The organism is Streptomyces sp. NPDC034037 (assembly GCF_055575715.1).
In genome coordinates, this window is the sequence record NZ_JBVISC010000009.1 from 1 (window position 1) to 24104 (window position 24104).

At 73.3% G+C, this 24104-nt stretch carries 19 protein-coding genes; 11 read left to right on the forward strand and 8 right to left on the reverse strand.

What is annotated here, in order from left to right:
- Positions 1 to 2726 (reverse strand): type I polyketide synthase (locus ACZ516_RS28120; protein WP_469012417.1); only part of this gene is annotated, 2726 nt, incomplete at its 3' end.
- A 119-nt stretch (positions 2727 to 2845) separates the two neighbouring features.
- Complete coding sequence (locus ACZ516_RS28125) at positions 2846 to 3913, reverse strand: cytochrome P450 (protein ID WP_469012419.1); 1068 nt, start codon at positions 3911 to 3913, stop codon at positions 2846 to 2848.
- A 319-nt stretch (positions 3914 to 4232) separates the two neighbouring features.
- Between ACZ516_RS28125 and ACZ516_RS28130 the strand changes: the two genes are divergently transcribed.
- On the forward strand, positions 4233 to 5036 hold the full coding sequence (locus ACZ516_RS28130; RefSeq protein WP_361086199.1) for an alpha/beta fold hydrolase: 804 nt from the start codon (positions 4233 to 4235) through the stop codon (positions 5034 to 5036).
- A 175-nt stretch (positions 5037 to 5211) separates the two neighbouring features.
- On the opposite strand, the gene ACZ516_RS28135 is transcribed toward ACZ516_RS28130, so the two are convergent.
- Both ACZ516_RS28135 and ACZ516_RS28140 read right to left on the reverse strand, forming a co-directional pair.
- Entirely contained in the window at positions 5212 to 6231 is a 1020-nt protein-coding gene (locus tag ACZ516_RS28135; RefSeq protein ID WP_358588390.1) for a streptomycin biosynthesis protein, read from the reverse strand.
- Between the two features lie 646 nt (positions 6232 to 6877).
- Entirely contained in the window at positions 6878 to 7165 is a 288-nt protein-coding gene (locus ACZ516_RS28140; protein WP_358588389.1) for a hypothetical protein, read from the reverse strand.
- Between the two features lie 317 nt (positions 7166 to 7482).
- On the opposite strand from ACZ516_RS28140, the gene ACZ516_RS28145 reads away from it, so the two are divergent.
- The 5 genes from ACZ516_RS28145 (at position 7483) to ACZ516_RS28165 (ending at position 13759) form a co-directional block, all read left to right on the forward strand.
- Positions 7483 to 8643: a TetR/AcrR family transcriptional regulator gene (locus ACZ516_RS28145; RefSeq protein WP_469012192.1), complete on the forward strand. Its 1161-nt coding sequence runs from the start codon at positions 7483 to 7485 to the stop codon at positions 8641 to 8643.
- Positions 8640 to 9272, forward strand: a complete 633-nt coding sequence (locus ACZ516_RS28150) for a transcriptional regulator (protein WP_358588386.1) — start codon at positions 8640 to 8642, stop codon at positions 9270 to 9272. The genes ACZ516_RS28145 and ACZ516_RS28150 overlap by 4 nt, the downstream gene beginning before the upstream one ends.
- A gap of 91 nt (positions 9273 to 9363) precedes the next feature.
- Positions 9364 to 11034, forward strand: a complete 1671-nt coding sequence (locus tag ACZ516_RS28155) for a pyruvate, phosphate dikinase (protein WP_469012195.1) — start codon at positions 9364 to 9366, stop codon at positions 11032 to 11034.
- 243 nt (positions 11035 to 11277) lie between these two features.
- Positions 11278 to 12981 (forward strand): amidohydrolase, encoded by a 1704-nt coding sequence (locus tag ACZ516_RS28160; RefSeq protein WP_469012196.1) that lies wholly within the window; start codon positions 11278 to 11280, stop codon positions 12979 to 12981.
- Between the two features lie 31 nt (positions 12982 to 13012).
- Positions 13013 to 13759: a helix-turn-helix transcriptional regulator gene (locus ACZ516_RS28165; RefSeq protein ID WP_469012199.1), complete on the forward strand. Its 747-nt coding sequence runs from the start codon at positions 13013 to 13015 to the stop codon at positions 13757 to 13759.
- 7 nt (positions 13760 to 13766) lie between these two features.
- Here the strand turns inward: ACZ516_RS28165 and ACZ516_RS28170 are convergent, their stop codons facing one another.
- Both ACZ516_RS28170 and ACZ516_RS28175 read right to left on the reverse strand, forming a co-directional pair.
- Positions 13767 to 15140, reverse strand: a complete 1374-nt coding sequence (locus tag ACZ516_RS28170; protein WP_469012201.1) for a cryptochrome/photolyase family protein — start codon at positions 15138 to 15140, stop codon at positions 13767 to 13769.
- 4 nt (positions 15141 to 15144) lie between these two features.
- Positions 15145 to 16722 carry an SDR family oxidoreductase gene (locus ACZ516_RS28175; RefSeq protein ID WP_469012422.1) on the reverse strand — a complete coding sequence of 526 codons (1578 nt, stop codon included), beginning with the start codon at positions 16720 to 16722 and terminating at the stop codon, positions 15145 to 15147.
- Between the two features lie 160 nt (positions 16723 to 16882).
- On the opposite strand from ACZ516_RS28175, the gene ACZ516_RS28180 reads away from it, so the two are divergent.
- The 3 genes from ACZ516_RS28180 to ACZ516_RS28190 are packed head-to-tail and all read left to right on the forward strand — an operon-like array spanning position 16883 to position 19303.
- A complete protein-coding gene (locus tag ACZ516_RS28180) occupies positions 16883 to 17947 on the forward strand; it encodes a lipoate--protein ligase family protein (RefSeq protein WP_469012203.1) in 1065 nt (354 codons plus the stop codon).
- 52 nt (positions 17948 to 17999) lie between these two features.
- Entirely contained in the window at positions 18000 to 18656 is a 657-nt protein-coding gene (locus ACZ516_RS28185; RefSeq protein WP_361086180.1) for a TetR/AcrR family transcriptional regulator, read from the forward strand.
- Positions 18653 to 19303, forward strand: a complete 651-nt coding sequence (locus ACZ516_RS28190) for a DUF2867 domain-containing protein (protein ID WP_469012205.1) — start codon at positions 18653 to 18655, stop codon at positions 19301 to 19303. The genes ACZ516_RS28185 and ACZ516_RS28190 overlap by 4 nt, the downstream gene beginning before the upstream one ends.
- Here ACZ516_RS28190 and ACZ516_RS28195 read toward each other — a convergent pair.
- Both ACZ516_RS28195 and ACZ516_RS28200 read right to left on the reverse strand, forming a co-directional pair.
- Positions 19296 to 20294, reverse strand: a complete 999-nt coding sequence (locus ACZ516_RS28195; protein ID WP_361086174.1) for a TIGR03842 family LLM class F420-dependent oxidoreductase — start codon at positions 20292 to 20294, stop codon at positions 19296 to 19298. The two genes, ACZ516_RS28190 and ACZ516_RS28195, sit on opposite strands and share 8 nt — an antisense overlap.
- Positions 20295 to 20410: 116 nt before the next feature.
- On the reverse strand, positions 20411 to 21031 hold the full coding sequence (locus tag ACZ516_RS28200) for a TetR/AcrR family transcriptional regulator (RefSeq protein ID WP_469012207.1): 621 nt from the start codon (positions 21029 to 21031) through the stop codon (positions 20411 to 20413).
- 48 nt (positions 21032 to 21079) lie between these two features.
- Between ACZ516_RS28200 and ACZ516_RS28205 the strand changes: the two genes are divergently transcribed.
- Positions 21080 to 21628, forward strand: a complete 549-nt coding sequence (locus tag ACZ516_RS28205) for a GNAT family N-acetyltransferase (protein ID WP_361086167.1) — start codon at positions 21080 to 21082, stop codon at positions 21626 to 21628.
- Between the two features lie 130 nt (positions 21629 to 21758).
- On the forward strand, positions 21759 to 24104 hold the full coding sequence (locus ACZ516_RS28210) for an Orn/Lys/Arg family decarboxylase (RefSeq protein ID WP_469012208.1): 2346 nt from the start codon (positions 21759 to 21761) through the stop codon (positions 24102 to 24104).

The window sequence follows — 24104 nt, forward strand, 5'->3', positions numbered from 1 at the left end:
CCCCACCCACGATCCCCCGGAAAACCAGACACCACATCCCCACCCGACACCACCACATCCCACAAACCCTCCGGCGACACCACCCCACCAGGAAAACGACAAGCCATCCCCACAATCACCACCGGATCAGCCGAGTGATCTCCCACCGGATTGGCGATGGCTTCGCGGGTGGAGTGACGAGTGGGGTTACTGGTTTCGTTGTTGGTGGAATTGTTGGTGGCGTCACTCTGAAGTGTGGCCAGGAAATCGGCGAGAGTCAGCGGGGTCGGGTGATCGAAGACCGCTGTCGAAGGAATGTCCAGGCCGGTCACCTCGGACAGCCGGTCCCGCAATTCCGCCAGCATCATCGAATCGAAGCCCGCGTCCCTGAACGCCGCTCCGCCGTCGAATGCACCGCCACCCAGCACCTCGCGCACCACCGAAAAGACGGTCTCCTCGGCGGAGACCCCGGCGCGGGGCGTGAACCCCGACGCCGCGGCCCCGGACGCCGGGGACCCGGCCGTTTCCGCGCCCGCCTCGGGCCACCAGTACGACTCCCGCTGGAAGGCGTACGTGGGCAGCTCGACGACCGTGGGCCGCGTGCCGGCGAAAGCGGGGCTCCAGTCGATCCGGACACCCCGTACGTGCAACTGCGCGGCGGTCGCCATGAGGTCGGGCTCGGACAGTGCACCGTCCGGGGTGCTCCAGGCCCCCGCGTCCGGCGTACGGACACCGAGCCGTCCCGTGGCGTCCAGCCACCAGGCGTCGGCGGCGGCCTCCCCGGTGAACTCCGCACCCTCGGGCGGCACTTCACCCGCGGCGACCAGACGCGCGCCCTCCTCCGGCGCCAAGAGGCCACGGCTGACCGCGGCGGCCACCGCGCCGGGCCCGTGCGGGGCGCTCACCGCGTCGGGGCGGACCCCGTACGCCCGCCAGATGCCCGCGAGCGCCAGCGTGACGGCGTACACGCAGGCCGCCGTTGTCTCCGGGCCGGACGTCTCGGTCCCGGTGCCGCGCAGCGCCTCGGCGACGGAGGACAGGCCGTAGGGCGCGAACAGCGCGTCGTAATCGGCGAGGGCGGCGGCGAACCCGGGCGAGGAGGACAGCAGCGCGCGCCCGGCGTCAAGACACGCGTCGGCCGTCGTCGGGAACACGAGGGTCAACGGCCCGGTCGTCGACGCGGCGCTGCCGGTGACGACCGCGTCCGTCGTCGTGCCGAGAGCCAAGGCGTCGAGGGCCGCCACGAAGTCCGCGCGGCTCGCCGCGACGACAACGGCCCGCTCGTCGAAGGCGGTTCGGGTGGTGGCCAGTGAGTGGCCGATGTCCTCGGTCCGGCAGGCGGGGTGCGCCACGACGTGCTCCCGGAGCTTGCGGGCCTGGTCCCGCAGGGCCTGTGTGCCACGCCCCGAGAGCACCCACGGCACGGGCGGCGTCGGAGGTTGCCCGCCGTCGGCGGGCCGGCCCGGAGCGGGCACGGCGCTCGGCGTCGCCCGCGGGGCTGCCGAGACGACGACGTGGCAGTTGGTGCCTCCCATGCTGAAGGAGGACACCCCGGCCACCCGCTCCACGCCCTCGGGCGCGGGCCACCGCTCGGCCCGCGTCTGCACGCTCAGGCCGAGGCCGTCGAGATCGATCTCGGGGTTGGCGGACTCGAAGTTGAGGCTGGCGGGGAGGACGCCGTGGGACAGGGCCAGGGTGACCTTGAGCAGGCCGGCGATGCCCGCCGCCGCCTCCAGATGGCCGATGTTGGTCTTGACCGAGCCCACCCGGAGCGGCTCGCGGCCGCGCCGCCGGGGGGCGAAGACCGCGCCGAGGGCGTTCGCCTCGATGGGATCGCCCACCTTCGTGCCGGTGCCGTGGAGTTCGACGTACTGCACCTTCTCGGGGGTGATCCGCGCCTGCCGGTGGGCCGCGAGCAGGGCATCGGACTGCGCCGCCGCGCCGGGTACGGTCAGCCCGGCGCCGTGGCCACCGTGGTTGACGGCACTGCCCCTGATCACCGCGTGGACGCGGTCGCCGTCGGCCAGCGCCTTGGCCAGCGGTTTGAGTACGACGAGACCGGCGCCCTCGCCCCGCACGAAACCGTTGGCGCGGGCGTCGAAGGCACGGCTGCTGCCGTCGGGGGACAGCCCGCCGAAGGCCTCCGCGAGTTCCGCGCCGTCCTCGGTGATGTTCAGCTGCACGCCTCCGGCGAGGGCCAGCGACGACTCGCCGCTCCGCAGACTGACGCAGGCCAGGTGCGCGGCCACCAGGGACGAGGCCTGCCCCACGTCGACGGTGAGGCTCGGCCCGCGCAGGTCGAGGGTGTACGAGAGGCGGTTGGCGATGACGCTGCGGTGGGTCCCCGCCAGGGCGTGGTGGGTGAGCGGGGCCGCCCCTTCGCGCCGGATGACACCGGCGTAGTCGTTGGCCGAGACGCCGAGGAAGACGCCGGTGGAGCTGCCGCGCAGCACGGCGGGGAGCACTCCCGTCGATTCCAGGGCCTCCCAGGCCAGTTCGAGCGCCAGTCGCTGCTGCGGGTCCATGGCGGCGGCCTCGCGCGGCGATATGCCGAAGAAGCGGGCGTCGAACCGGTCACGGCCGGGAAGCGTGCCCTCGTGCCTGCCGGTCTCGGGCGAGCGGCGGATGGCCGAGCGGCCCTCGTGCAGCAGGCGCCAGTAGTCGCCGGGCGCGGGGGCCTCGGGGAAGCGGCACGCCATGCCGATGATCGCGATCGGCTCGTCCTGCGCCGTCTCCGGCTCCGTCATGCCGTCCGCCACGTGTGCAGCCACTTTCGTTCCCTGCCCCTTCTGATCCCACTGGTTCCGCTGATCGCTGGTCGCACTGGTCGCACTGGTTCCGGGCCCCTACCGGGGCGGGCGAGGCCTCACCACGCCACGCGCAACGAGCCGAGTCCCCGGGTGATCAGTCCGTCCTTCCACACGACGGCGGGCGCCGCGGGCTCGTCCTCGGCCAACCGCAACTCGGGGAAGCACGCGAACAGTTCGAGGAGCGCCGTGCGCACCTGGAGCCGCGCCAGCGGCGCGCCGAGGCAGCGGTGAATTCCGTGCCCGAAGGTGAGATGGGCCGACGACCTGCCGTCCCGCAGAACGTCCGGTTCGGCGAATACCTTGTCGTCACGATTTCCGTGCAGCAAGGAGACCACCACCGCTTCCCCCGCACGCACGCGGATATCGCCCAGTTCGACGTCCTCGAGAGCCACTCGCGGAAAGCTGATGGCCGTGGACGGGGTGACGCGGAGCAATTCCTCGACCAGTACGTCCGCCCGCTCCTCGTCCTTGACGAATTCGCGGGGAATGCGCTCCTGGAGTACGGCGAGGACGGCGAGGCCGATCTGCCCGACGGTCGTCTCGTATCCCGCCGTGAGCAGGGCGAGCCCGAGGCTGACGAGTTCGGCCTTGGTCAAGGAGTCGCCGTCGTGCGCCCGGATGAGGTCGGTGAGCAGGTCGTCGTCGTCCCGCACGCGCTTGCGGTCGATGAGGGTGGACATGTAGTCGACCAGCAGGAGCCGCTGCCGGCTCTTCTCCAGGTCGCTGCTGGCGGTGATGTCGAAGAGCACCTCCACCCAGGAGTCGAAGATGCCCCGGTCCTGCGCGGGCACCCCGAGCAGGTTGCCCAGGACGGCCACGGGAAGTGGTTCGGCGAAGGAGGACACCAGGTCGGCCGGGCTGCCGCGGCGGTTCATGTCCGCCAGCAGCTCCGTCGCCGTCCCCCGCACCAGCGGGGCCATGCCGGTCATCTTTCCGGTGGTGAAGGCGGCCGCGACGATTTTGCGCAGCCGGGCGTGGTCGGCGCCGTCCAGGCTCATCATCGAGGTGGGCGAGGGCATCGCCGAGTTGAGCCGAGGGGCTCCCGGAGCCGCCGCGGCGGCCCTGCTGAAGCGCCGGTCGGACAGTACCCGGCGGCCCAGGGCGTAGTCGCTCACCAACCACATCTCGTCACCGGGAGGCGTGCGTATGCGCTGCACCGGAACGGTGTGCGCACCGGCCATGAATTCCGGTAAGGGACCCAGGTGATGGGAACGCAGTACGGCGGACAATCTGACACCTCGCCTTTTCTCCGGAACCGGCTCGACCCGCCAATTCGCCTGTTCCGTGCGATATTTGGTGGCCCCGGTTCGAGCGTCAGCGTAGCCGCGCACAGGGGATGTGACCACGAACGCTCGGAAAGCCCGGACGAGTTCGTCGGCCCGCTGTGCCAAGTGCGTGCGGTACAGCCCGTGCGCCGAACACATCGAGTACGAGAGGTGTCCCATGGATATCGCGACCAAGCAGGGCACATTCAGCACCGGCCTTCCCCATCTGGCCTTCGGTTCCGGGAAGCCGCTGGTCCACCTGTCCGGATTCACGATGACGCACACGGTGCCGCCGCCCGGTGCGCAGCGGCGCAGAGCGGCGCTGCTGGTGGCGCCGTTCGTCGCCGCCGGGTACGAGGTCTTCTGGACCAACCGCCGCCCGGGCACGCCGGTCGGCACGACGATGGGCGAGCTGGCCGCGGAGCACGCCGAGGCGCTGCGCGCGCACTTCCCGGGTCCCGTGCCGGTGCTCGGCCACGGGACCGGGGGCGCGATCGCCCTGCAACTGGCGCTCGACCACCCCGACGTGGTCGACCGGCTGGTGCTGGCCTGCGCCGCGTACACCCTGGGCCCGGTCGGCAGGCGCTTCCACCGGGACCTGTTGGCGGCGGCCGAGCGCGGTCGTTCCGGCATGCACCGGGCGGCCCCCGCCCTCACCGCGAACCCCGTGCTGCAGCGGCTGCTGATGCTTCCGCTGTGGCTGGCGGGACGGCTGGATCCGCCGCCGCGCGACATCTGCGACCTGAAGGCGACGCTGCTGGCCGAGGACGGCTTCGACGTCCGGGACCGGCTGGGCGAGGTGCGGGCGCCCACCCTCGTGGTGTGCGGCGGCCGCGACCGGATGTGGCCCCAGGAGATGTTCGACGAGACCGCGGCCGGGATACCGGGCGCCCGGCTGGTGCGGTACCCCCGCCGCGGCCACAACCTCCTGGGCACCCCGGAGTTCGCCCGTGACGTCCGCGCGTTCCTCGACGCGCCGTGAGCGCGGCGAGCACCGACGGGCCGTAACCGCCGGCCGTACGCATGAGTCGTACGCGCGAGCCCTACGCCCGCAGGGACATGCAGGGACACGCAGGGACCGGTCGCACCTCGCGGCCGGTCCCTGCGTCATTCGGTGCTCCCCGCCGGGTGCGCGGGCGCGGGCCGGGGGCAGCGGCTCAGCCCGCCTCGGTCGGTCTCTCGGCCGTCCGTTCCGACAGCCTGTCCGCGAGACACTGCCAGGCGTTGGCGCACTCCCGGGCGAGGCGGGCCACCACTTCCTGGCGGTGGGGCGGCACCGCGTCCACGATGCGGGCCCACCCGTCGGCGTCGACGGAGCTGACCCGCAGCGCGCGCAGCAGGACCTTGCCGGCCATGGTGAGCCGCAGCGAGGGGTCCTTGCTGAGGCTCACCAGCAGGACGTCGCTGGCCTGGCCGTCCGGCCGGAAGGAGCGCCGGGCCACCGCCCCGGAGGGGTTCTCCCGGGTCCCGGCCTGCCGCTGTTGCGGCGTGACCAGGGGTTCGCCCCGGTTGAGCCGGGCCCGCACGTCGCTGGCGGTGGCCGCCGAGATCCCCGCGAGCCTGGCTATCTCGCGCAGCGAGGCCTCCGGGTTGGCCCGCATCAACTCCCCCGCGCGCAGCCGCCCCTCGGCTCCGTTGCGCGGGCGCACCCGTCCGTCCCGGCCGATGCTGGCGTTCGGTTGCTCATTTTGCGCAGTCGTACGCTGCCGCACGGCGCCCACCGTGTTGGCGGCCAGGCCCACGACCTCGGCGATCCTGCGGTCGGACCACTGCGGGTGGGAGGCGACGATGCGGGCGGCGGCGGCCTTGCGGTCGGACAGCGAGAGCGGCAGTCCGTGCTCGCTGTTGAGCTGGACCGCCAGGACGAAGGCGTCTGCCTCCGGGCCGTCGAAGAAGCGGACCATGATGCGGTCGTCGCCGCGCAGCAGGGCGGCGCGCAGGCGGTGCGCGCCGTCGATGACGTGCATCGTGGGGCGGTGCACCACGATGGGCGGGAGCGGTGTGTCCAGGGCCGCGAGCAGGTGGACGTGCTCCTCGTCCTCCCCGCCGATGCGCGGGCCGCCCGTCGTGCGCAGGGTCTCGACGGGTACGTACTCGGTGGCCGGCGACTGCGCGCCCCCGGCGCCCGGGGCCGCGCCCGTCCCGCCCTCGCGTCCCGGAACATCGACACCGGGCACCGCCGCCGTCCGAACGGCATGGGCTTTTAACCTACCGATCATTGATCAATCACCTCGGGGTGCGTGGTTGAGAGGGCCGGAGGGCGATCGTGCGTCGGTGGAAATGGGCAGCCGGACGCGGCCGCTCCCGCTGTGACGTGTGGTTCCGCGGTGACTCAGCGACGCGGCAGGCCGAGCGGGCGGAGGAGATAAGTCGATAGAACGGCTACGGTTCGGCGGCCGGCCCGGGCGCCGCTCGGGCGCACCGCCTCACCTTTCCCCACACCGTTTCCGCGTCACGTCACCGCGATAATTCCGGCCGGGCGGAGACGGATACGGAAATAGCCGTTACGGTGAAACAAAACCGCAGTCCGCGCAGCCGTCGCATACGAACCTCGCCCCCGTAGCAGAATATCCCCGTCCCGACGGATTCATTGCTCGCCCCTCGGTTACGGAACACCGTGACACTGCGCAAATTTGATCGCTTTCGGCCGATGTCTGTCAAGACGAAGCGCCTATGAGAGCATTCGGTACAGCCCTCACGGACTGCTGGTTTGAACCGCTTCCAACGCCTCTGACCCCGGTCGCGCACGGGTGACACGGCGGCGGCCCGGGGGCGTACCGACCCTGTGGCCCGCGTGGTCCAGGCTGGCGAAACATGCGGTCATCACGTACGGAGAGCGGCGTTCCGATCCCGGCGGCGCACTTCGGCGAGCAGGTCCGGCCATCTGAACGGGGTGCCGCCGTGGGCCCGCCGGAGCCGACGCAGCAAACGCCGGCGCGTGAGCCGGAATGCCATGGCGCACACCATCAACACAATTCCCGGCACCACCGCCATAAAGGAAAGCCCGAAAACATGGCGGGGACGCGGCCTGTAGGCACCGAGGACGGCGCAGCGCGCGATGGCGTCGATCTCATCGCGACTGAGTAACTCATAAGCTGATCGTTCGGCCATCGATCGAGCATCCCAACGCCGGGGAAGTCGGGCAAGAATTCTTCGAGGGAAATTCGGCGGAGGCACGCCGGGCGAACGGCGAAAACCACTTTTCCGAGAATTAAACCTCTGCTTCCGGCCTAGGGCGGCGCCCCCGGGCTGCGGCCGCTGTCGCTGTGTCGACTTCTCCCCGCGGGCGGGACGCGGCAGCCGCCAATCTCGGATGGTGCCACCATCGGGATGTTCCGTGTATCTTCCTTCGTGAGCGCGAACACTTGCGCTCCGGGGCCGCAACGGCTAGGCGCCGAACGGCCACGCACCGACGGAAGGAGTCGCGGATGGGCCGGCTGACCCGGGCCCAGCAGCAGGAGCGCACCCGCGCCGCCGTGCTGACTGCGGCGCAGGCCGAGTTCACCGCGTGCGGCTACGCCGCGGCGAAGGTGGACCGGATCGCCGAACGGGCCGAACTGACACGGGGCGCGGTGTACTCGAACTTCCCGAGCAAACGCGCCCTCTATCTGGCGGTGCTGATCGACATGGTCGAACGCGGCGCCGCCGCGGAGCACGACGACGCCGTCGAGCTCGCCTGTCCGGCGCCCTCCGCCGGAGCCTCCACCGCCCAGGTGCTCGGCGCCTTCGCCCGCAGCTGGCTCGAACGGCTGCCGCTGGCCGAGCACACCCCCGCCGTCGGCCGCGTACGGCTGCGGGCCCTGGCCGAGGTGCTGGACGACGAACCGATGCGCGCCGCGTTCGGCCAAGTGACGCGCCTGGAGGCGCTGTTGCTGGCGCTCGCGCTGGAGTCCCTGGACTCGCACGCGGGCGCCGACGCGCCGCCCGCCCGACAGGTACGACGGGCCCAACTGGTCCTGCGGCTGCTGGACGGCCCGGGCGCCTCGGCGGATCCGGCACTGGGCTTCGGCGACCCCTTCGACATCGCCCAGGCGTGCGCGCACCTGGCGGGGCTCCCCCTCGCCGACACCTGGAATCCGCCGCACCTGCCCTACGTCCCGCCCGCGCGAGCCTGCCGTGACCCGTGGCACCCGCCGCGGGAGCTGCGGGACCTGCTCGACGGGCGGCCGGTCGGCTTCGCCGGGGACGGCGTCATCACGGTCCTCGGCACCCGCCGCCTGGAAGCCGCGGAAGAGGCAGTCCGCGCCGCGCGGGCCGGCGATCTGATCACCGTGGCCGTCACCACGGCCGACCCCGCCGAGATCGGACGCCTCGTCCGGCTGAGAATCGGCGACTTCGCACGTAGCCTGTGGCGCGTGTTCGAACCCGAGGACCGGCCGCGCCTGCGTCTCGTCCTGGACGACCGCGGCCTGGTGGCGTCGGCCGTCGGTGTTCCCGACGCCGACGACACCACCGAGTACGCGGTCCGCGTCCGGCACGACACGATCGTCACCCGAGCCCAAGGACCGGGTGCCGCGCACGCCGCGGCCACCTTCGACCGCATCACCGCAGACGTCTCCCACACCGAACCCGATGGGGCCGCGCCATGACCCAGCCCGTTTCCTCCCACGCCACCAGCACCGATCTGCTGGTCCTCCACGCCCTTCGCTGCATCGGCTTCTCGGGCCTGTCCGCAGTCGCCGGGGCGACGGGACTGTCCGAATCCGACGTCGAGTCGGAACTGATCGACCTCGCCGTCGCCGGACTCGTCACGCGCACCGCGGGCGACTTCGGCGGCTGGGGCCTCACGGACGCCGGCCGCGCCGCCGACGCCGAGCGGATCGCCGACGAGGTGGCGGCGGCCGGGGTGCGGCCCGCGCTCTCCGCCGCCTTCGACCGGTTCCTCGTCCTCAACCCCGAACTGCTCGACCTGTGCACGGCCTGGCAGACCCGCACCGTCAACGGCACCATGACGATGAACGACCACAAGGACTCCGCGTACGACGCCCGGGTCCTCGACCGGTTCACGGAGTTCCACCAGCGTGCCGAACCGCTGTGCGCGGAGCTGTCCGCGGCGCTGCTCCGGTTCCAGCGCTACCCCGTCCGGCTCGGCGACGCGCTCGCCCGCGCCAGGTCCGGGGCGCTGGAGTACGTGACGGACAGCACCGCCTCGTACCACACGGTGTGGTTCCAGCTCCACGAGGATCTGCTGGCCACCCTCGGCATCCCGCGCCACTGAGCCCCCGACTCCCTCGCCCCCGGCTCCCCGGCCCGTGGCATCCCGCTCCCCGCAGCCGAATCAGCAGAGGCGACGCAGAGGTGACGAAGCGATGACCTGGATCCACCCGCTCTCGGCAGAGGTCGAGGAGAGCGCGGACGTCCTCGGCGGCAAGGCGCACGGGCTCGTCGTGCTCCGGCGTCTGGGACTGCCCGTGCCACCCGGGTTCGTCATCGGCACCCGGGCCTGCCGCGCCTACCTCCGCACCGGCCGGTCACCCGACGGCCTGGACGCCGAACTGGCGGACGCGGTACGCGACTTGGAGGCCGCCACACGCCGCACGCTGGGCGGCTCCGAACGCCCGCTGGCCGTGTCGGTCCGCTCCGGCGGGCCGGTGTCGATGCCCGGCATGATGAGTACCGTGCTCAACCTCGGACTCACCTCCAAGGCGACCGCCGCGCTGGCCGCGGAGAGGGGCGACCAGCGCTTCGCGCTGGACTCCCGGCTGCGGTTCCTGACCAGCTACGCCTCCGAGGTCGTGGGCGTGGGTCAGGAGGCCCTGGCGGCGGTCGAACGGGCGATCGCCGGCCAGGAGGGCCAGGTGAGTGCCTTGGAGACGGCGATCCACCAGGTCGAGCGGCTGATCCAGGAACAGAGCGGCGAGCCCGTACCGGAGGACGCCACCCGGCAGTTGGCACTGGCCGTCGAGGCGGTGTTCTCCTCGTGGGACACCCCTCGCGCCAAGACCTACCGCGCCCTGCACGACATCCCCGGCGACCTCGGCACCGCCGTGACCGTTCAGGCGATGGTGTTCGGCAACCGCGACGAGCGCAGCGGTACGGGCGTCGCCTTCAGCCGGGACCCCAACACCGGGGAACGCCTCCCGTTCGGCGAGGTCCTCTTCGGCCGGCAGGGCGACGACGTCGTCTCCGGCACCTCGCTCACCGGCCCCCTGCACGAGCTGGCCGAGCGGGAGCCCGACGTGTGGGTCGGGTTGTTGGCGGCCCTGGACCGGCTGGAGGAGCACTACCGCGACGCCTGCTACGTCGAATTCACCTTCGAGGAGGGTGAGTTGTGGATCCTCCAGGTGCGCCCCGGGCGGTTCGTCGGGCGTGCCGCGGTCCGGGTCGCGGTGGAGCTGGCCGAGGCGGGGACGATCGACCGCGCCGAGGCCCTGCTGCGCGTGGCGCCCCAGCACCTCGCCCAGGTACGAACCCCGCGGATCACGGCCGTGGAGCCGGGTGACGTCCTCACCCGGGGGCTCGGCGCCTCACCGGGAGTCGCCGTCGGCCGGATCGCCACCACGGCCGACAGCGCGGCGCGGCTCGCGGCCGGCGGGCCGGTCGTCCTGCTGCGCCCCGAGACCTCCCCGCTCGACATGCACGGCCTGGCCGCCGCGGCCGGGGTCGTCACCGCGCGCGGCGGACCGACCAGTCACGCGGCCGTCGTGGCGCGGGCGATGGGCAAGCCCGCCGTCGTCGGGGCCTTCGGCCTGACCGTCGACGCCGCCGAGGGCTGTGTCCGGGTGGGCGGCCGTACCCTGCCCGAGGGCACCCTGATCGCCCTCGACGGGACGAGCGGCGAGGTGGTCGTGGGCGAGCCCCGTGTCACCGCGGCCGCGACCGACCCCCATCTGCGCCGGCTGCTCGCCTGGGCGGACGCCGTCGTGGGCGCCCCCGCGGACGCCGTCGCGGGCACCTCCACCGACGGCCGTGCCGAGGAGGACCGCCTGGCCGCGGCGCAAGAGGCCCTCCGCGCGACGGGCCACGGCGCGCGGCCCTGAACCGGGGAGCGGCGCCCGCGATCAACCGTCCCCGCCGAACGCCCACGCGCGGCACCTCGTCTGCCCGGGTTTCCGTCGTTCGCCGTCTGCGGACACGCCGTGGCCGGTCGCGCAGTTCCCCGCGCCCCTTGGGGACGTATCGGTGAAACGACCGATGTGCCTCGCACCGGAGTCCCGTCATAGTCCTCGGGAAGATCGTTTGTGGGCCGGCGTCGTGCCGGCCGCCCGGGAAAGGACGCTTCTGTGGACACGTACGCGGATCTGGTGTTCGTCGGCGGCCAAGTGGTCACCGTCGACGCGGAGTTCTCCGTAGCCTCGGCCCTGGCGGTGACCGGTGGGGTCATCAGCGCCGTCGGCGGGCGGGACGATGTCGCGCCGTTCGTCGGGCCCGGCACCCGCGTCGTCGAGCTGCGGGGGGCGACGCTGCTGCCCGGGATCAACGACTCCCATCTGCACGGATGCGCCTTCGGCATGGCGTCACCGCCGCTCTCCCTGGACCTCGGGCACCCCGCCGTGGCCTCCCTTGCGCACGTGGCCGACGCGGTGCGGGAGGCCGTCGGGCGCGTGCCGCGCGGGCAGTGGGTCACCGGGCACGGCTGGGACACCGGCTACCTCGCGGAGTGCGTCCGCGACCCCGCCCGGACGCCCTCGCGGCACGACCTCGACGCCGTGAGCCCGGAGCACCCCGTCGTCCTCTACTCCTTCTCCGGGCACGCCACCTGGGTCAATTCCAAGGCCCTGGAACTCATCGGGATCGACCGGCACACCGTCGCGCCGCCCGGCGGGGCCATCGTCGTGGACGGCGCCGGGGAGCCGACCGGGCTGCTCCATGAGGGGGCCCAGGCCCTCGTGCAGAACGCGCTGCCCCCGCTGAGCCGGCAGGAGCGCGCCGACGCCATCAGGTCGACCCTGCGCACGCTCGCCGGACTCGGCGTCACCAGCTACACCGAGCCCGGGCTCGGCCCCGGCGGCGACGGCATCATGCGCGGCGCGCTCGGCACCGGGACCCTGGACGTCTACCGCCGGCTGCTGGCCGACGGCGAGCTGACCGCCCGCCTCGGCGTCCTGCTCCTGCCCACCGCAATGGCCGGCACCGCCGAGGAGTTCGCCCGCGCTCTGGGCACCCTCGGCGAGTACGGCGACACCGATCCGCGCCGCCTCGCGGTCCACGGCGTCAAGATATTCGCCGACGGCATCGTCCCCAACAAGACGGCCTGGATGCATGAGCCGTACGTCGGCGGCGGCTGCGGCGCCCTGTGCGTGGGCGGCGCGAGCGACACCGAGCGGACCGCCGAGATCGACGCCATGATCCGGTACGCCCATGTCGCGGGCCATCAGCTGGGCGTCCACGTCACCGGCGACCGGGCCTGCGACACCGTCGCGGACGCCTTCGCGGCGGCCCTGGCCGAACACCCGCGGCCCGACGCCCGCCACTACCTCATCCACGGCGACTTCCTCACCCCGCACAGCATGAAGGTGCTGGCCGCGCACGACCTGGGCGTCAACATGAACCCCACCATCAAGTGGACCGTCGCCGACATGGAGGAGGAGTTCGTCGGCGCCGAGCGGGCCGCGTACGCGTGGCCCTACCGCGACGCCCTCGACGCCGGCGTGCGGGTCGCCAGCGGATCCGACGCCCCGGTCACCGACCCGGACTGGCGCCAGGGCATCGCCACCATGGTGCTGCGCGAGTCGAAGGCCGCCGGCCGGGTCAGCGGCCCCGAGCAGCGCATCGGCCTGGCCAAGGCGATCCGTACGTACACGATCGACGCGGCGTGGCAGGACTTCGCCGAGGACTGGAAGGGCTCCCTGGAGCCGGGCAAGGTCGCCGACCTGTGCGTGCTCGACGGGGACCTGCTGGGCGCCGATCCCCACGACATCCCCCGGATGCCCGTCGTCCTGACGGTCATGGACGGGCGGGTCGTGCACGACACCCTGGGCGATTGACGTCCTCCGCGCACAAGATCATCCTTGGGGGATGGCAGGGAAGCGGAGCACGGCGGACATCCTCGACGCGGCCGTCCACGTCCGCGCGGCCGCCCGGAGCGCCACGAGCGGCGCGGCCGGTGTCGACACGGTCCTGACGGCGCTGTCGCGGGTGGTGGAGTACGACCACGCCTCCCTGGCCCGCTGGGACGCGCGGCGCCGGCGCCACATCACCTTGGCCGGGAGCTACCCGGCCGACGCCACGGCGTACATCGAGACCCGCCTCCACCACGACCCCGTGTTCGCCGTGCTCCGCGGGCCGGCCCGGGGCGGCCTCTGGCTCGGGGACGTCCCCGGGCACCTCCTCGCGGCGTCCCCCGGCTTCCAGGAGGTGCTCTCCCCGCTCGGCATCGCGGACGGGGTGGCCCAGTGCCTGTTCGCCGAAGACGGACGGTACGTCGGCATGCTGAACGTCAGCACCCGCCGGCCACGGAGCACCCCCGACCCGGCGCGCGCCGTCGTCACGCTCCTCACGGAGGCCCTCGCCGCGACCCTCGACGCGGGCACCCGTTCCACCGCGGCGCCGCATCAGCGGCCCGGCGGGCTCTCGCCGCGCGAGCTGGAGGTGCTGGCCGAGCTGACCGCCGGCCGCACCAACCGCGAGATCGCCGAGCGGCTCCACGTCACGCCGCGCACCGTGGGCACCCACATCGAGCACATCCTGGCCAAGCTCGACCTGCCCAACCGCGCGGCGGCCGCGGCCAGAGCGGCGGCCTGGGGCATCGCGCCCGCCCCCTGACGCGAGGTCAGTCCAGGCCACGGGCCCGCCGGAACCGGGCGAGCCCGTCGGCCAGGTCGACGACCGGCTCCGGATAGTCGTGGCGCGCTCGCTCGGCGGCCGTCAGCTTCCACGGCTCGTGGACGGCGGCGCCGCGCACTTCGGCGAGTTCGGGCACCCAGCGCCGGACGTACGCGCCGTCGGGGTCGTACCGCTTGCCCTGGAGCACGGGGTTGAGGACCCGGTTGGGGCGGCTGTCGGTGCCGGTCCCCGCCATCCACTGCCAGTTCAGCTGGTTGTTGGCGAGGTCACCGTCGACCAGCAGCCGCTGGAAGTGCCGGGCGCCCACCCGCCAGTCGACGTAGAGCGTCTTGGTGAGGAAGCTCGCGGTGAGCAACCTGCCGCGGTTGTGCATCCAGCCCTCGTGCAGGAGCTGGCGCATGGCGGCGTCGACGACGGGATATCCCGTACGCCCCTCCTGCCACGCGCGGATGTCCCGCGCCGCCGACTCCGGTGAGCGCCAACGGTCGCCGCGCGTGCGGTAGTCGGCCGTCGCCGCCCGGGGTCGGGCCGCGAGCACCTGGTGGTGGAAGTCGCGCCAGCACAGCTGGCGGACGAAGTCCTCGGCGCCCGGCGTCGCCCGGGAACGGGCCCCGTGGACGAGTTCGGTGCAGGAGAGCGTGCCGAAGTGCAGATGCGGCGACAGCTTGGAGGTGGCGTCGCCCGCGAGGTCGTCGTGGCGTTGCCCGTACGCGTCGATGCCGCCGCGCAGCCAGGCCTTCCACCGCGCTCTGCCCTCGCTCTCGCCGCCGCGCGCGAGCCCCGGCGAGAGGCCCGCGACGGCGTCGCGCCCGGGAAGGGGGTCCGAGCGGACGTGGTCGGGGACGCGCACGGCGCGCGGGGCGCCGAGCACCGGGCGGGGCCCCTGGGCGGACCAGCGGCGGAAGTACGGGGTGAAGACGGCGAAGTGGTCGGAGTTCGCCGGGGTGGCCCCGCCCGGCGGGAGCACGGTGATCACACCGTCGTGGACGTGCAGCCGGCGGCCGTCCGCCTCCAGCGCCTCGCGCAGGCGCCGCTCCCGGCGGTGCGCGTACCGGCTGACGCCCGCCGCCAGGTGGAGGTCGCCCGCGGCCGCCTCCGCCATGACGGCCCGCACCTGCTCGACGAGGTCGCCGCCGCGCACCACCAGGCGCCCGCCGCGCTCCCGCAGCCGCCGGTCGAGGTCGGCCAGGCAGTCCGCGAGGAACGCCTGCCGGTTCGGCCCCGCGAAGCCGGTGCCCTCGATGGCCCGGTCGCGGACGAAGAGCGGGACCACGGCGTCGCCGCCCGCGAGGGCGGCGCGCAGCGGCGGATGGTCGTGGACGCGCAGGTCGGAGGTGAACAGGACGACGGAGGTGTTCATGGCGCTACTCCTGTGGGTCCGGCGCCGGTACGGCGGCCGGGGGCGGCGTCGAGGGTGACGCCTGTCTTTCGTCCCGCCGCGCCTCTTTGGACGCGGCCTTGGCGATGTTGCGGGCCATGCCGCCGAACACGACCGCGTGGAAGGGCGACACGCTCCACCAGTAGGCGTGGCCGAGGAGGCCGTGCGGGTGGAAGAGGGCACGCTGGCCGTAGCGGGTGCGGCCGTCGTCGTCGCGGTCGGCGCGCATCTCCAGCCAGGCCAGGCCGGGCAGCCGCATCTCCGCCCGCAGCCGCAGCAGCCTGCCCGGTTCGATCTCCTCGACCCGCCAGAAGTCGAGGGAGTCGCCGACCCGCAGCCGTGCCGCGTCCCGGCGGCCGCGGCGCAGCCCGGCGCCGCCGACCGCGCGGTCCAGCCAGCCCCGCACCGCCCAGGCCAGCGGGAAGGAGTACCAGCCGTTGTCGCCGCCGATGCCCTCGATGACCCGCCACAGGGCGTCCGGCGGGGCGTCGACGGTGATGTGGCGGTGGTCGGTGTAGAGACTGCCGCCCGCCCAGTCGGGGTCGGTGGGCAGCGGGTCGCTCGGCGCGCCGGGCAGCGCCGCCGACGACCAGCGGGTGGTGACCTGCGCCTCCTTCACGCGCCGCAGGGCGAGGCTGAGCGCCTCGTCGAAGGGGACGGGGGTGCCGGGCGGGTCGGGCACGTACCGCGCGATGTCGTGTTCGTCGCAGACCACTTCGTGCCGCAGTGATTCGGCGAGGGGCCGGGCCAGGGCGCGGGGCACGGGGGTCACGAGGCCGATCCAGAGGCTGGAGAGGCCGGGGCTGAGCATCGGCACGCGCACGATGAGGCGGTGCGGCAGCCCGGCGACCGTCGCGTACCGGCGCATCATCTGCTCGTACGTGACGACGTCGGGGCCGCCGATGTCGAAGGCGCGGTTCACGTCGGACGGCATGCGCGCGCTGCCGACGAGGTAGCGCAGGACGTCGCGCACGGCGATGGGCTGGACGCGGGTGCCGACCCAGCTCGGCGTGACCATCACCGGGAGCCGTTCGGTGAGGTGGCGCAGCATCTCGAAGGAGGCGGATCCGGAGCCGATGATGACGGCCGCGCGCAGGACGGTCGCGGGGACCTTCCCGCGCAGGAAGATCTCGCCGACCTCCGCGCGGGAGCGCAGGTGCGGCGAGAGCGTCTCGGGCGGTACGTCCGCCGGGGTGAGGCCGCCGAGGTAGACGACCCTGCGGACGCCGGCGGCGTGGGCCTGTTCCGCGAAGGTCCGCGCCGCCTTCCTGTCGGTCTCCTCGAAGCGGTTGCCGGTGCCGAGGGCGTGCACCAGGTAGTACGCCACGTCGATGCCCCGCAGCGCCTCGGCCAGCGAGGAGGCGTCGGTGACATCGCCCTTCACGACCTCCGCCCGTGGCGCCCAGGGGTGGTCACGGAGTTTCTGCGGCGTACGGGCCAGGCAGCGCACGCGGTATCCGGCGTCGAGCAGCTCGGGCACCAGGCGGCCGCCGATGTACCCCGTCGCCCCGGTCACCAGGACATGCCGGCCCGTTTCGGCGCCCTCTCGCGCGTGCACGCTCACGGTCTCCTCCACCTGCTCGCCCTCGTCCCGACGTCGGTCCGGCACCGCGTGGTGCGTCGTCCTTGCCCCATCTTCCGTCGGGGAGGACATTCCGGCACTCGGCTAGCGTGGAGGGACGATGCGGAACAGCGGGGCGCCCCGCGGGCTTGGAGGAAGCACGGTGCACGGTGAGTACAAGGTCCCCGGCGGCAAACTGGTCGTGGTGGATCTGGACGTCGAGGGCGGTGAGCTGCGGCGCACCCGTGTGGCCGGTGACTTCTTCCTGGAGCCGGACGAGGCGCTGGAGGCGATCAACGGCGCCCTGGACGGCGCCCCCGCCGACACGGACGCCGCGGGCCTGGCCGCCCGTGTCGACGCGGCGCTCCCCGAGGGCACCGTGATGTACGGCCTGACGTCGGAGGGCATCGGGGTGGCCGTGCGCCGGGCGCTGGCCCACGCCACGGACTGGACCGACTACGACTGGCAGCTCGTCCACGAGGGGGCGCAGCCGCCCGCCCTGCACATGGCCCTGGACGAGGTGCTGACCCAGGAGGTCGCGGCGGGGCGGCGCCCGCCGACGCTGCGGGTGTGGGAGTGGGGCGCCCCATCGGTGATCATCGGCAGTTTCCAGTCGCTGGCCAACGAGGTCGACGCGGAGGGCGCCGCCCGGCACGGGATCGAGGTCGTGCGCCGCATCTCCGGCGGCGGCGCGATGTTCGTGGAGCCGGGCAACACCATCACGTACTCCCTGTCCGTCCCGGACGCCCTCGTGCAGGGGCTCTCCTTCCAGGACAGTTACGCCTATCTGGACGACTGGGTGCTCGGTGCCCTCGCCGACATGGGCATCAAGGCGTGGTACCAGCCGCTCAACGACATCGCGACGGACGCCGGGAAGATCGCGGGCGCCGCGCAGAAGCGCATGGTGGCGCCGGGCGGCGGCCCGGGCGCGGTCCTGCACCACGTGACGATGTCCTACGACATCGACGCGGACAAGATGCTCGACGTGCTCCGCATCGGCAAGGAGAAGCTGTCCGACAAGGGCACCAAGAGCGCCAAGAAGCGGGTGGACCCGCTGCGCCGGCAGACCGGTCTGCCGCGTGAGGCCGTCATCGACCGCATGATCGACTCCTTCCGTTCCCGGTACGGCCTCGCCCAGGGGCAGGTCACCGAGGCGGAGCTGGCCCGCGCGCGGGATCTCGTACGGACCAAGTTCGCCACCGCCGAATGGACGGCCCGGGTGCCCTGAGCCGAACGGGGGCCGCCCCGTCGGGTGTTGACGCGCCCAGTAACATACATACATGGATGTAGGTGAAGGGAGAGTCACCCAGGCGGAGCGGCGCGCCCGCACCCGCGGCGCGCTCCTGGTCTCGGCCGCCCGAGGCCTGTCGCGCTACGGCTACGGCAACCTCGCGCTCGAGCAGGTCGCCCGCGACGCGGGCTATACGCGCGGCGCCCTGTACCACCAGTTCAAGGACAAGCAGGACCTGACCCTGGCCGTGATCCGGTGGATCGGGGAGACCTGGCTCCAGGAGGTGGCGCCGCGCGTCGAGCGCGAAGCGCACCCGGTGGCGGCCCTGCTCACCCTGGCGCGCGGCCACGCCGTCTACTGCCGGCACACCGGCGCCCGGGTGGCGAGCGCGCTCCGGCTGGAGTTCAGCGGCCAGGACCACCCCGTCGGCCAGGAGATCGAGCAGGCGTACGAAAAGCTCGTCACGCGCTGCACCCGCCTCATCGAGGCCGCGCGGCGCGCCGGCGCCCTGCCCGACGGCCCGCCGGCCCGGACCCTCGCCCTCGCCTTCGTCGGCGCGCTCGACGGCACGGTGATCGCCCTGGCCGGCCAGGAACCGCACGACGAGCTGCTCACCGTCCGCGCCGTCGCGGGCGTCCTCGGGCTCGACCCCTTGTCGCACCGCCCCGCCGGGCGGCCGACCGACCAGACGGAGGCACCGTCATGAAGCTCCCGAAGAGCGCGCACACGTCCCGGCCGTGGCGGATCCACGAGATAGCCCCCGACTTCCGCCTCTACGACGTGTGGGCGCTGCCGACGCCCGGCGGCCCCGGCGACTTTCCGCTGCTGATCCAGGACACCGTCGACGGCGACACCTCGGACAGCCCCTCCCCGGTGGCCCGCGCCCTCTTCAAGATCCGCTGGAAGCTCGGCGAGCTGTTCGGCTGGGACGACCCGGCCACCGGCGTCGGCACGCGCGTGCCGACGCTGCGCGACCGGCTCCCGCGGGACCTGCGCGAGGGCCCGACCGGCCCGAAGTTCACGACGCTGCCCTTCAGGCCGGTCTTCCTGACGGACGACGAGTGGGCGTCCGAGATGGGCAACCGCACCGTGCACGCGGTGATGCACCTGACGTGGGTGCCGGACGGCTCCGGTGGCCACCGGGGTCAGATGGCCGTCCTGGTGAAGCCCAACGGGCTCTTCGGGAGGGCCTACATGGCGGCCATCGCCCCGTTCCGGCACTGGCTGGTGTACCCGCCGCTGATGCGCAGGATCGACGAGAAGTGGCGGACGCACGGCGGAGGTCCAAACGCGCCCCGCTCACCCGGAGTGCCGCCCTCATCCCCGGGTTCACCCGACGCGCCGCTCAGGTGAACTCGGGGATGAGCGAGGTGCCGTAGGCGTCGATGACGTCCTCCCGGGCGTCGTGCATCGCGTACACCGCGAACTGGTCGACGCCCAACTCCCGCAGCTCCCGCAGCCGTTCGCGGTGCGCCTCGACGGGGCCGAGGAGGCAGAACCGGTCGACGATCTCGTCGGGCACGAACGCGGTGTCGGGGTTCCCGGCCCGCCCGTGGTGGCTGTAGTCGTAGCCCTGCCGCGCCTTGATGTACGCGGTGAGGGCCTCCGGCACGAGCGAGGAGTGCTCGCCGTACCTGGCGACGAGGTCGGCGACGTGGTTGCCGACCATGCCGCCGAACCAGCGGCACTGCTCGCGGGCGTGCGCGAGGTCGTCGCCCACGTACGCCGGGGCGGCGACGCAGATCTTCACGTCGGCCGGCTCGCGCCCCGCCTCGGCCGCCGCGTCGCGCACCGCCTTGACCATGTACTCGGTCAGATAGGGATCGGCGAGCTGGAGGATGAACCCGTCCGCCTTCCGGCCGGCGAGCGCGAGCGCCTTCGGGCCGTACGCCGCCATCCACACCGGCAGCCGCCCGTCCCGCACCCAGGGCAGCCGCAACGGGTGCCCCTCGACGTCCGCCTCGCGGCCCTCGGCGAGGTCGCGGATGACGTCGATCGCCTCGCCGAGCCGGGCCAGCGTGTTGGGCCGGCGGCCCGCGACGCGCATCGCGGAGTCGCCCCGCCCGATGCCGCAGACGGTGCGGTTGCCGTACATGTCGTTGAGCGTGGCGAAGGTGGAGGCGGTCACCTCCCAGGTCCTGGTGCCCGGGTTGGTGACCATGGGGCCCACCGTGAGCCGCGTGGTGTGTTCGAGGATGCGGCTGTGGATGACGAAGGGCTCCTGCCACAGCACCGCGGAGTCGAAGGTCCAGCCGTAGCGGAAGCCGTTGCGCTCCGCCCGCCGCATGAGCCCGACGACGGTGGAGGCGGGCGGGTCGGTCTGCAGCACAAGTCCGAAATCCACGGCGGGACCTCCTGGTCGGGGCACTGGCCCACGTACCGAACCGATCTCCCCGGGTGATCCGGGAAGGGACAATCGTGGACTTCCCCCCAGGCCTTGGCAAGAGGACCTCGCCGGGGTCAGCCGCCGGGTCGCCCGCCCGGCGGGACGCCGTGCGCGACCGTGAGCGCGGCCAGGTGCGCGTCGAGGAGTTCGACCTGTCGGGACGGCGGGAACGCCGGGGGGTCGAGCAGCGACTGCACCACCAGGCCGAGCACGAACGCCTGGGCGCCGGCGGCGACGCTCGCCGGGTCCCCGGGGGCCAGTTCACCAAGCCGCTGGGCCTGCTCGACAAGGTCGCGCAGCCTCTCGCGGCCCCGCGCGTACCTGCGGGCGTGGCCGGCGCTCAGCTCGGGGTCGGCGAGCGCGGTGTCCCAGGAGGAGACCCAGACGCGGTTGCTGTCGGTGGCCGCGTCCGTCAGCGGCAGGATGTCGAGGAGCGCGGCCCGTACGGCGGCCAGACCCTCCCCCGCCGTACGCCGGGGGCGGGCGGCGGTGCGCCGGTCCAGCAGGTCCAGGGCGTGGGCGACCAGGTCGCGCTTGGTGCGGAAGTAGTGGGTGAGCAGGCCGGTGCTCGCGCCGAGTTCGGCGGCGACGGCGCGCATCGTCAGCCCGCCGAAGCCGTGCGCGGCCAGCACCCGCCACACCGCCTCGGAGACGTCGCGGCGGCGGGCCTCGTGATCGCCCTTGGTACGTGGCATGCTGCTACGGTACATAACCGTAACGCTTGTTGTGTGAATGGGGTCCCGATGTTCTCCCTCCCGCTGCGGGGCGACGCCCGCCTGCGCCCTTTGGAGATATGGCACGCCGAGGAGTTCGCCGCCCACCTGGACCGGGCGCGCGAGCACATCCGGCCCTGGGTGGGGAGCGCCTTCGTGGCCACCGGCGTGGACGGCGCCCGGGCCACCCTGCGCCGGTACGCCGAGGGGCAGGCCGCCGACGGCGCCCGCCTCTACGGCATCTGGCTGGAGGGCACCCTGGTCGGCGGCGTGTTGTTCGTGTCCTTCGACGCGGCGGCCGGCACCTGCGAGGTGGGCTGCTGGCTGGAACCGGCCGCCGAGGGCCGCGGCCTGGTCACGCAGGCGTGCCGCGCCCTGCTGGAGTGGGCGTTCACCGAGCGCGGCCTGCACCGCGCCGAGTGGTGCTGCCGCGGCGACAACGCCCGCAGCGCGGCGGTCGCCGAGCGCCTTGGCATGACGCTGGAAGGGGTCCAGCGCGAGTCCTGGCCCTACGAGGGCACGCGCCACGACACGCAGAACTGGGCGGTCCTCGCCTCCGAATGGCCCCCCTCCGCCTGACCCCGGTCGGCCGGTCGTGGGCCGTCTTTCCCTCCATTGGGGTCATTTGGCCCCCGCCCGGCGAGCCGCCGCGTCGCGGGCCGCGGAGACTGGGCGGGGCGTCGCCGTACGCCCGGAAAAGAGGGGCACCATGTCGGACAACGTGGTTCTCGTCGCCGTGCCCGAGCATTCCCGGGACGACGGCGCGGGCGTGGGCCAGCTGGCCCGGGTCCGTGACGCGCTCGCGTCCCAGGGTTTCGACGTGCGCCGGGTGGCCGGTGCCCGGGACGCCGAGGCGGTGCTCCGGACCGAGGCGGGTCTCGCCGCCGCGCTGGTGGCCTGGGACCTGCCCGCGGGGCCCGGCACGGACGGCCTCGGCGGGGACGGGGCCACCGGTGGCGCCGAGGTGCTGCGGCGCATCGGCCGGCGCTTCACCGGTCTGCCGGTCTTCCTCGTCATGGCGGACGAGGGCCTGCGTGAGCTGCCGCTGTGGGTCTCGCAGACCGTGGTCGGCTACGTGTGGCCGCTGGAGGACACCCCGGGCTTTGTCGCCGGGCGGATCGCGACCGCCGCCCGCGCCTACCGGGAAGCGCTCCTGCCGCCGTTCTTCAAGGCGATGCGCCACTTCGACGACGCGCACGAGTACTCCTGGCACACCCCGGCGCACTCCGGCGGCGTCGCCTTCCTGAAGTCACCGGTGGGGCGGGCCTTCCACGACTACTTCGGCGAACGCCTCCTGCGCAGCGACCTGTCGATCTCGGTGGAGGAGCTGGGGTCGCTGTTCGAACACACCGGCCCGATCGGCGAGGCCGAGCGCAACGCGGCCCGCGTGTTCGGCTCCGACCTCACCTACTTCGTGCTGCACGGCGACTCCACGTGCAACCGCCTGGTCGGCCACTTCAGCGTCACCCGCGACGAGGTCGCGCTGGTCGACCGCAACTGCCACAAGTCCGTGCTGCACGGCCTCGTCGTCTCCGGCGCCCGGCCGGTCTTCCTGATCCCCACACGCAACGGCTACGGTCTGGCCGGGCCACTGCCCCCGGCCGAGATCGCCGCCGGCTCCGTGGCCGCGCGGATCGCCACGAACCCCCTCACCCGCGACCTGCGGACCCCGGACTGCCAGTACGCGGTGTTCACCAACTCCACCTACGACGGCCTGTGTTACGACGCCGCCACGGCCGCCAAAGCCTTCGCCGCCAGCACGCCCCGGCTGCACTTCGACGAGGCGTGGTTCGCCCACGCCCGCTTCCACCCGCTGTACGCCGGGCGGTACGGCATGTCGGTGGACCAGGAGAGCTTCCCCGGCCCCGACCGGCCCACCGTCTTCGCCACCCAGTCCACGCACAAGCTGCTGGCGGCGCTCTCGCAGGGCGCGATGGTGCACGTCAGGCCCGCGCCCCGGGCGCCCGTGGAGCACGACCGGTTCAACGAGGCCCTGATGATGCACGGCACGACCTCGCCGCTCTACCCGATGATCGCCTCCCTGGACGTGGCCACCGCGATGATGGACGGGGCGCAGGGGCACTGGCTGGTCGACGAGGCGGTGAGCGAGGCGGTCCGCTTCCGTCAGGAGATGGTGCGCATCGGCCGCCGGATCCAGGCCGCCGGGGACCGGCCGCCCTGGTTCTTCGGCGTGTGGCAGCCCGGGACGGTGACGGATCCGGCCGGCGGCGCCCCGATGCCCTTCGACGAGGCCCCGGCCGACCTGCTGCGCACCGAACCCGCCTGCTGGCGGCTCGAACCGGGCGCGGACTGGCACGGCTTCCCGGGCCTGACCGACGGCTACTGCCTGCTCGACCCCATCAAGGTCACCCTGACCTGCCCGGGGATCGACGCCACCGGCCGCATGGGCGACTGGGGCATCCCCGCCCGGGTGCTCACCGCCTACCTCGCCCAGCGCGACATCGTCGTGGAGAAGACGGACAGCTACACCACCCTGGTCCTGTTCTCCATGGGCATCACCAAGGGCAAGTGGGGCACGCTGCTCGACGCCCTGATGGACTTCAAGGCCCTCCACGACGAGGACACCCCGCTCGACCGGGTGCTGCCGGACCTCGTCGCCGCACACGGGCGCCGGTACGCGGGCCTGACCCTGCGCGGGCTGTGCCAGGAGATGCACGACCAGCTGCGCTCGGCCCGCCTGGTCGCCCTGCTGGACGACGCCTTCCAGCAGCTGCCCGAGCCCGTCGCCCCGCCGCAGTGGTGCTACCAGCGGCTCGTCCGCGGCGGCACCGAACGCGTCCGGCTGGCCGACGCGGCGCACCGGGTCGCCGCCGCCATGGTCACCGTCACCCCGCCCGGCATCCCGGTGCTGATGCCGGGCGAGAGCGTCGGCGACCAGGGCGGTGCGCTGCTGCGCTATCTCACCGCCCTGGAGACGTTCGACCGCCGCTTCCCGGGCTTTCGCAGCGAGACCCACGGCGTGACGGTCGACCCCGACACCGGCGACTACCTGATCGAGTGCCTGCTCCCCCAGGAGGTTCGGCCCACCTACTGA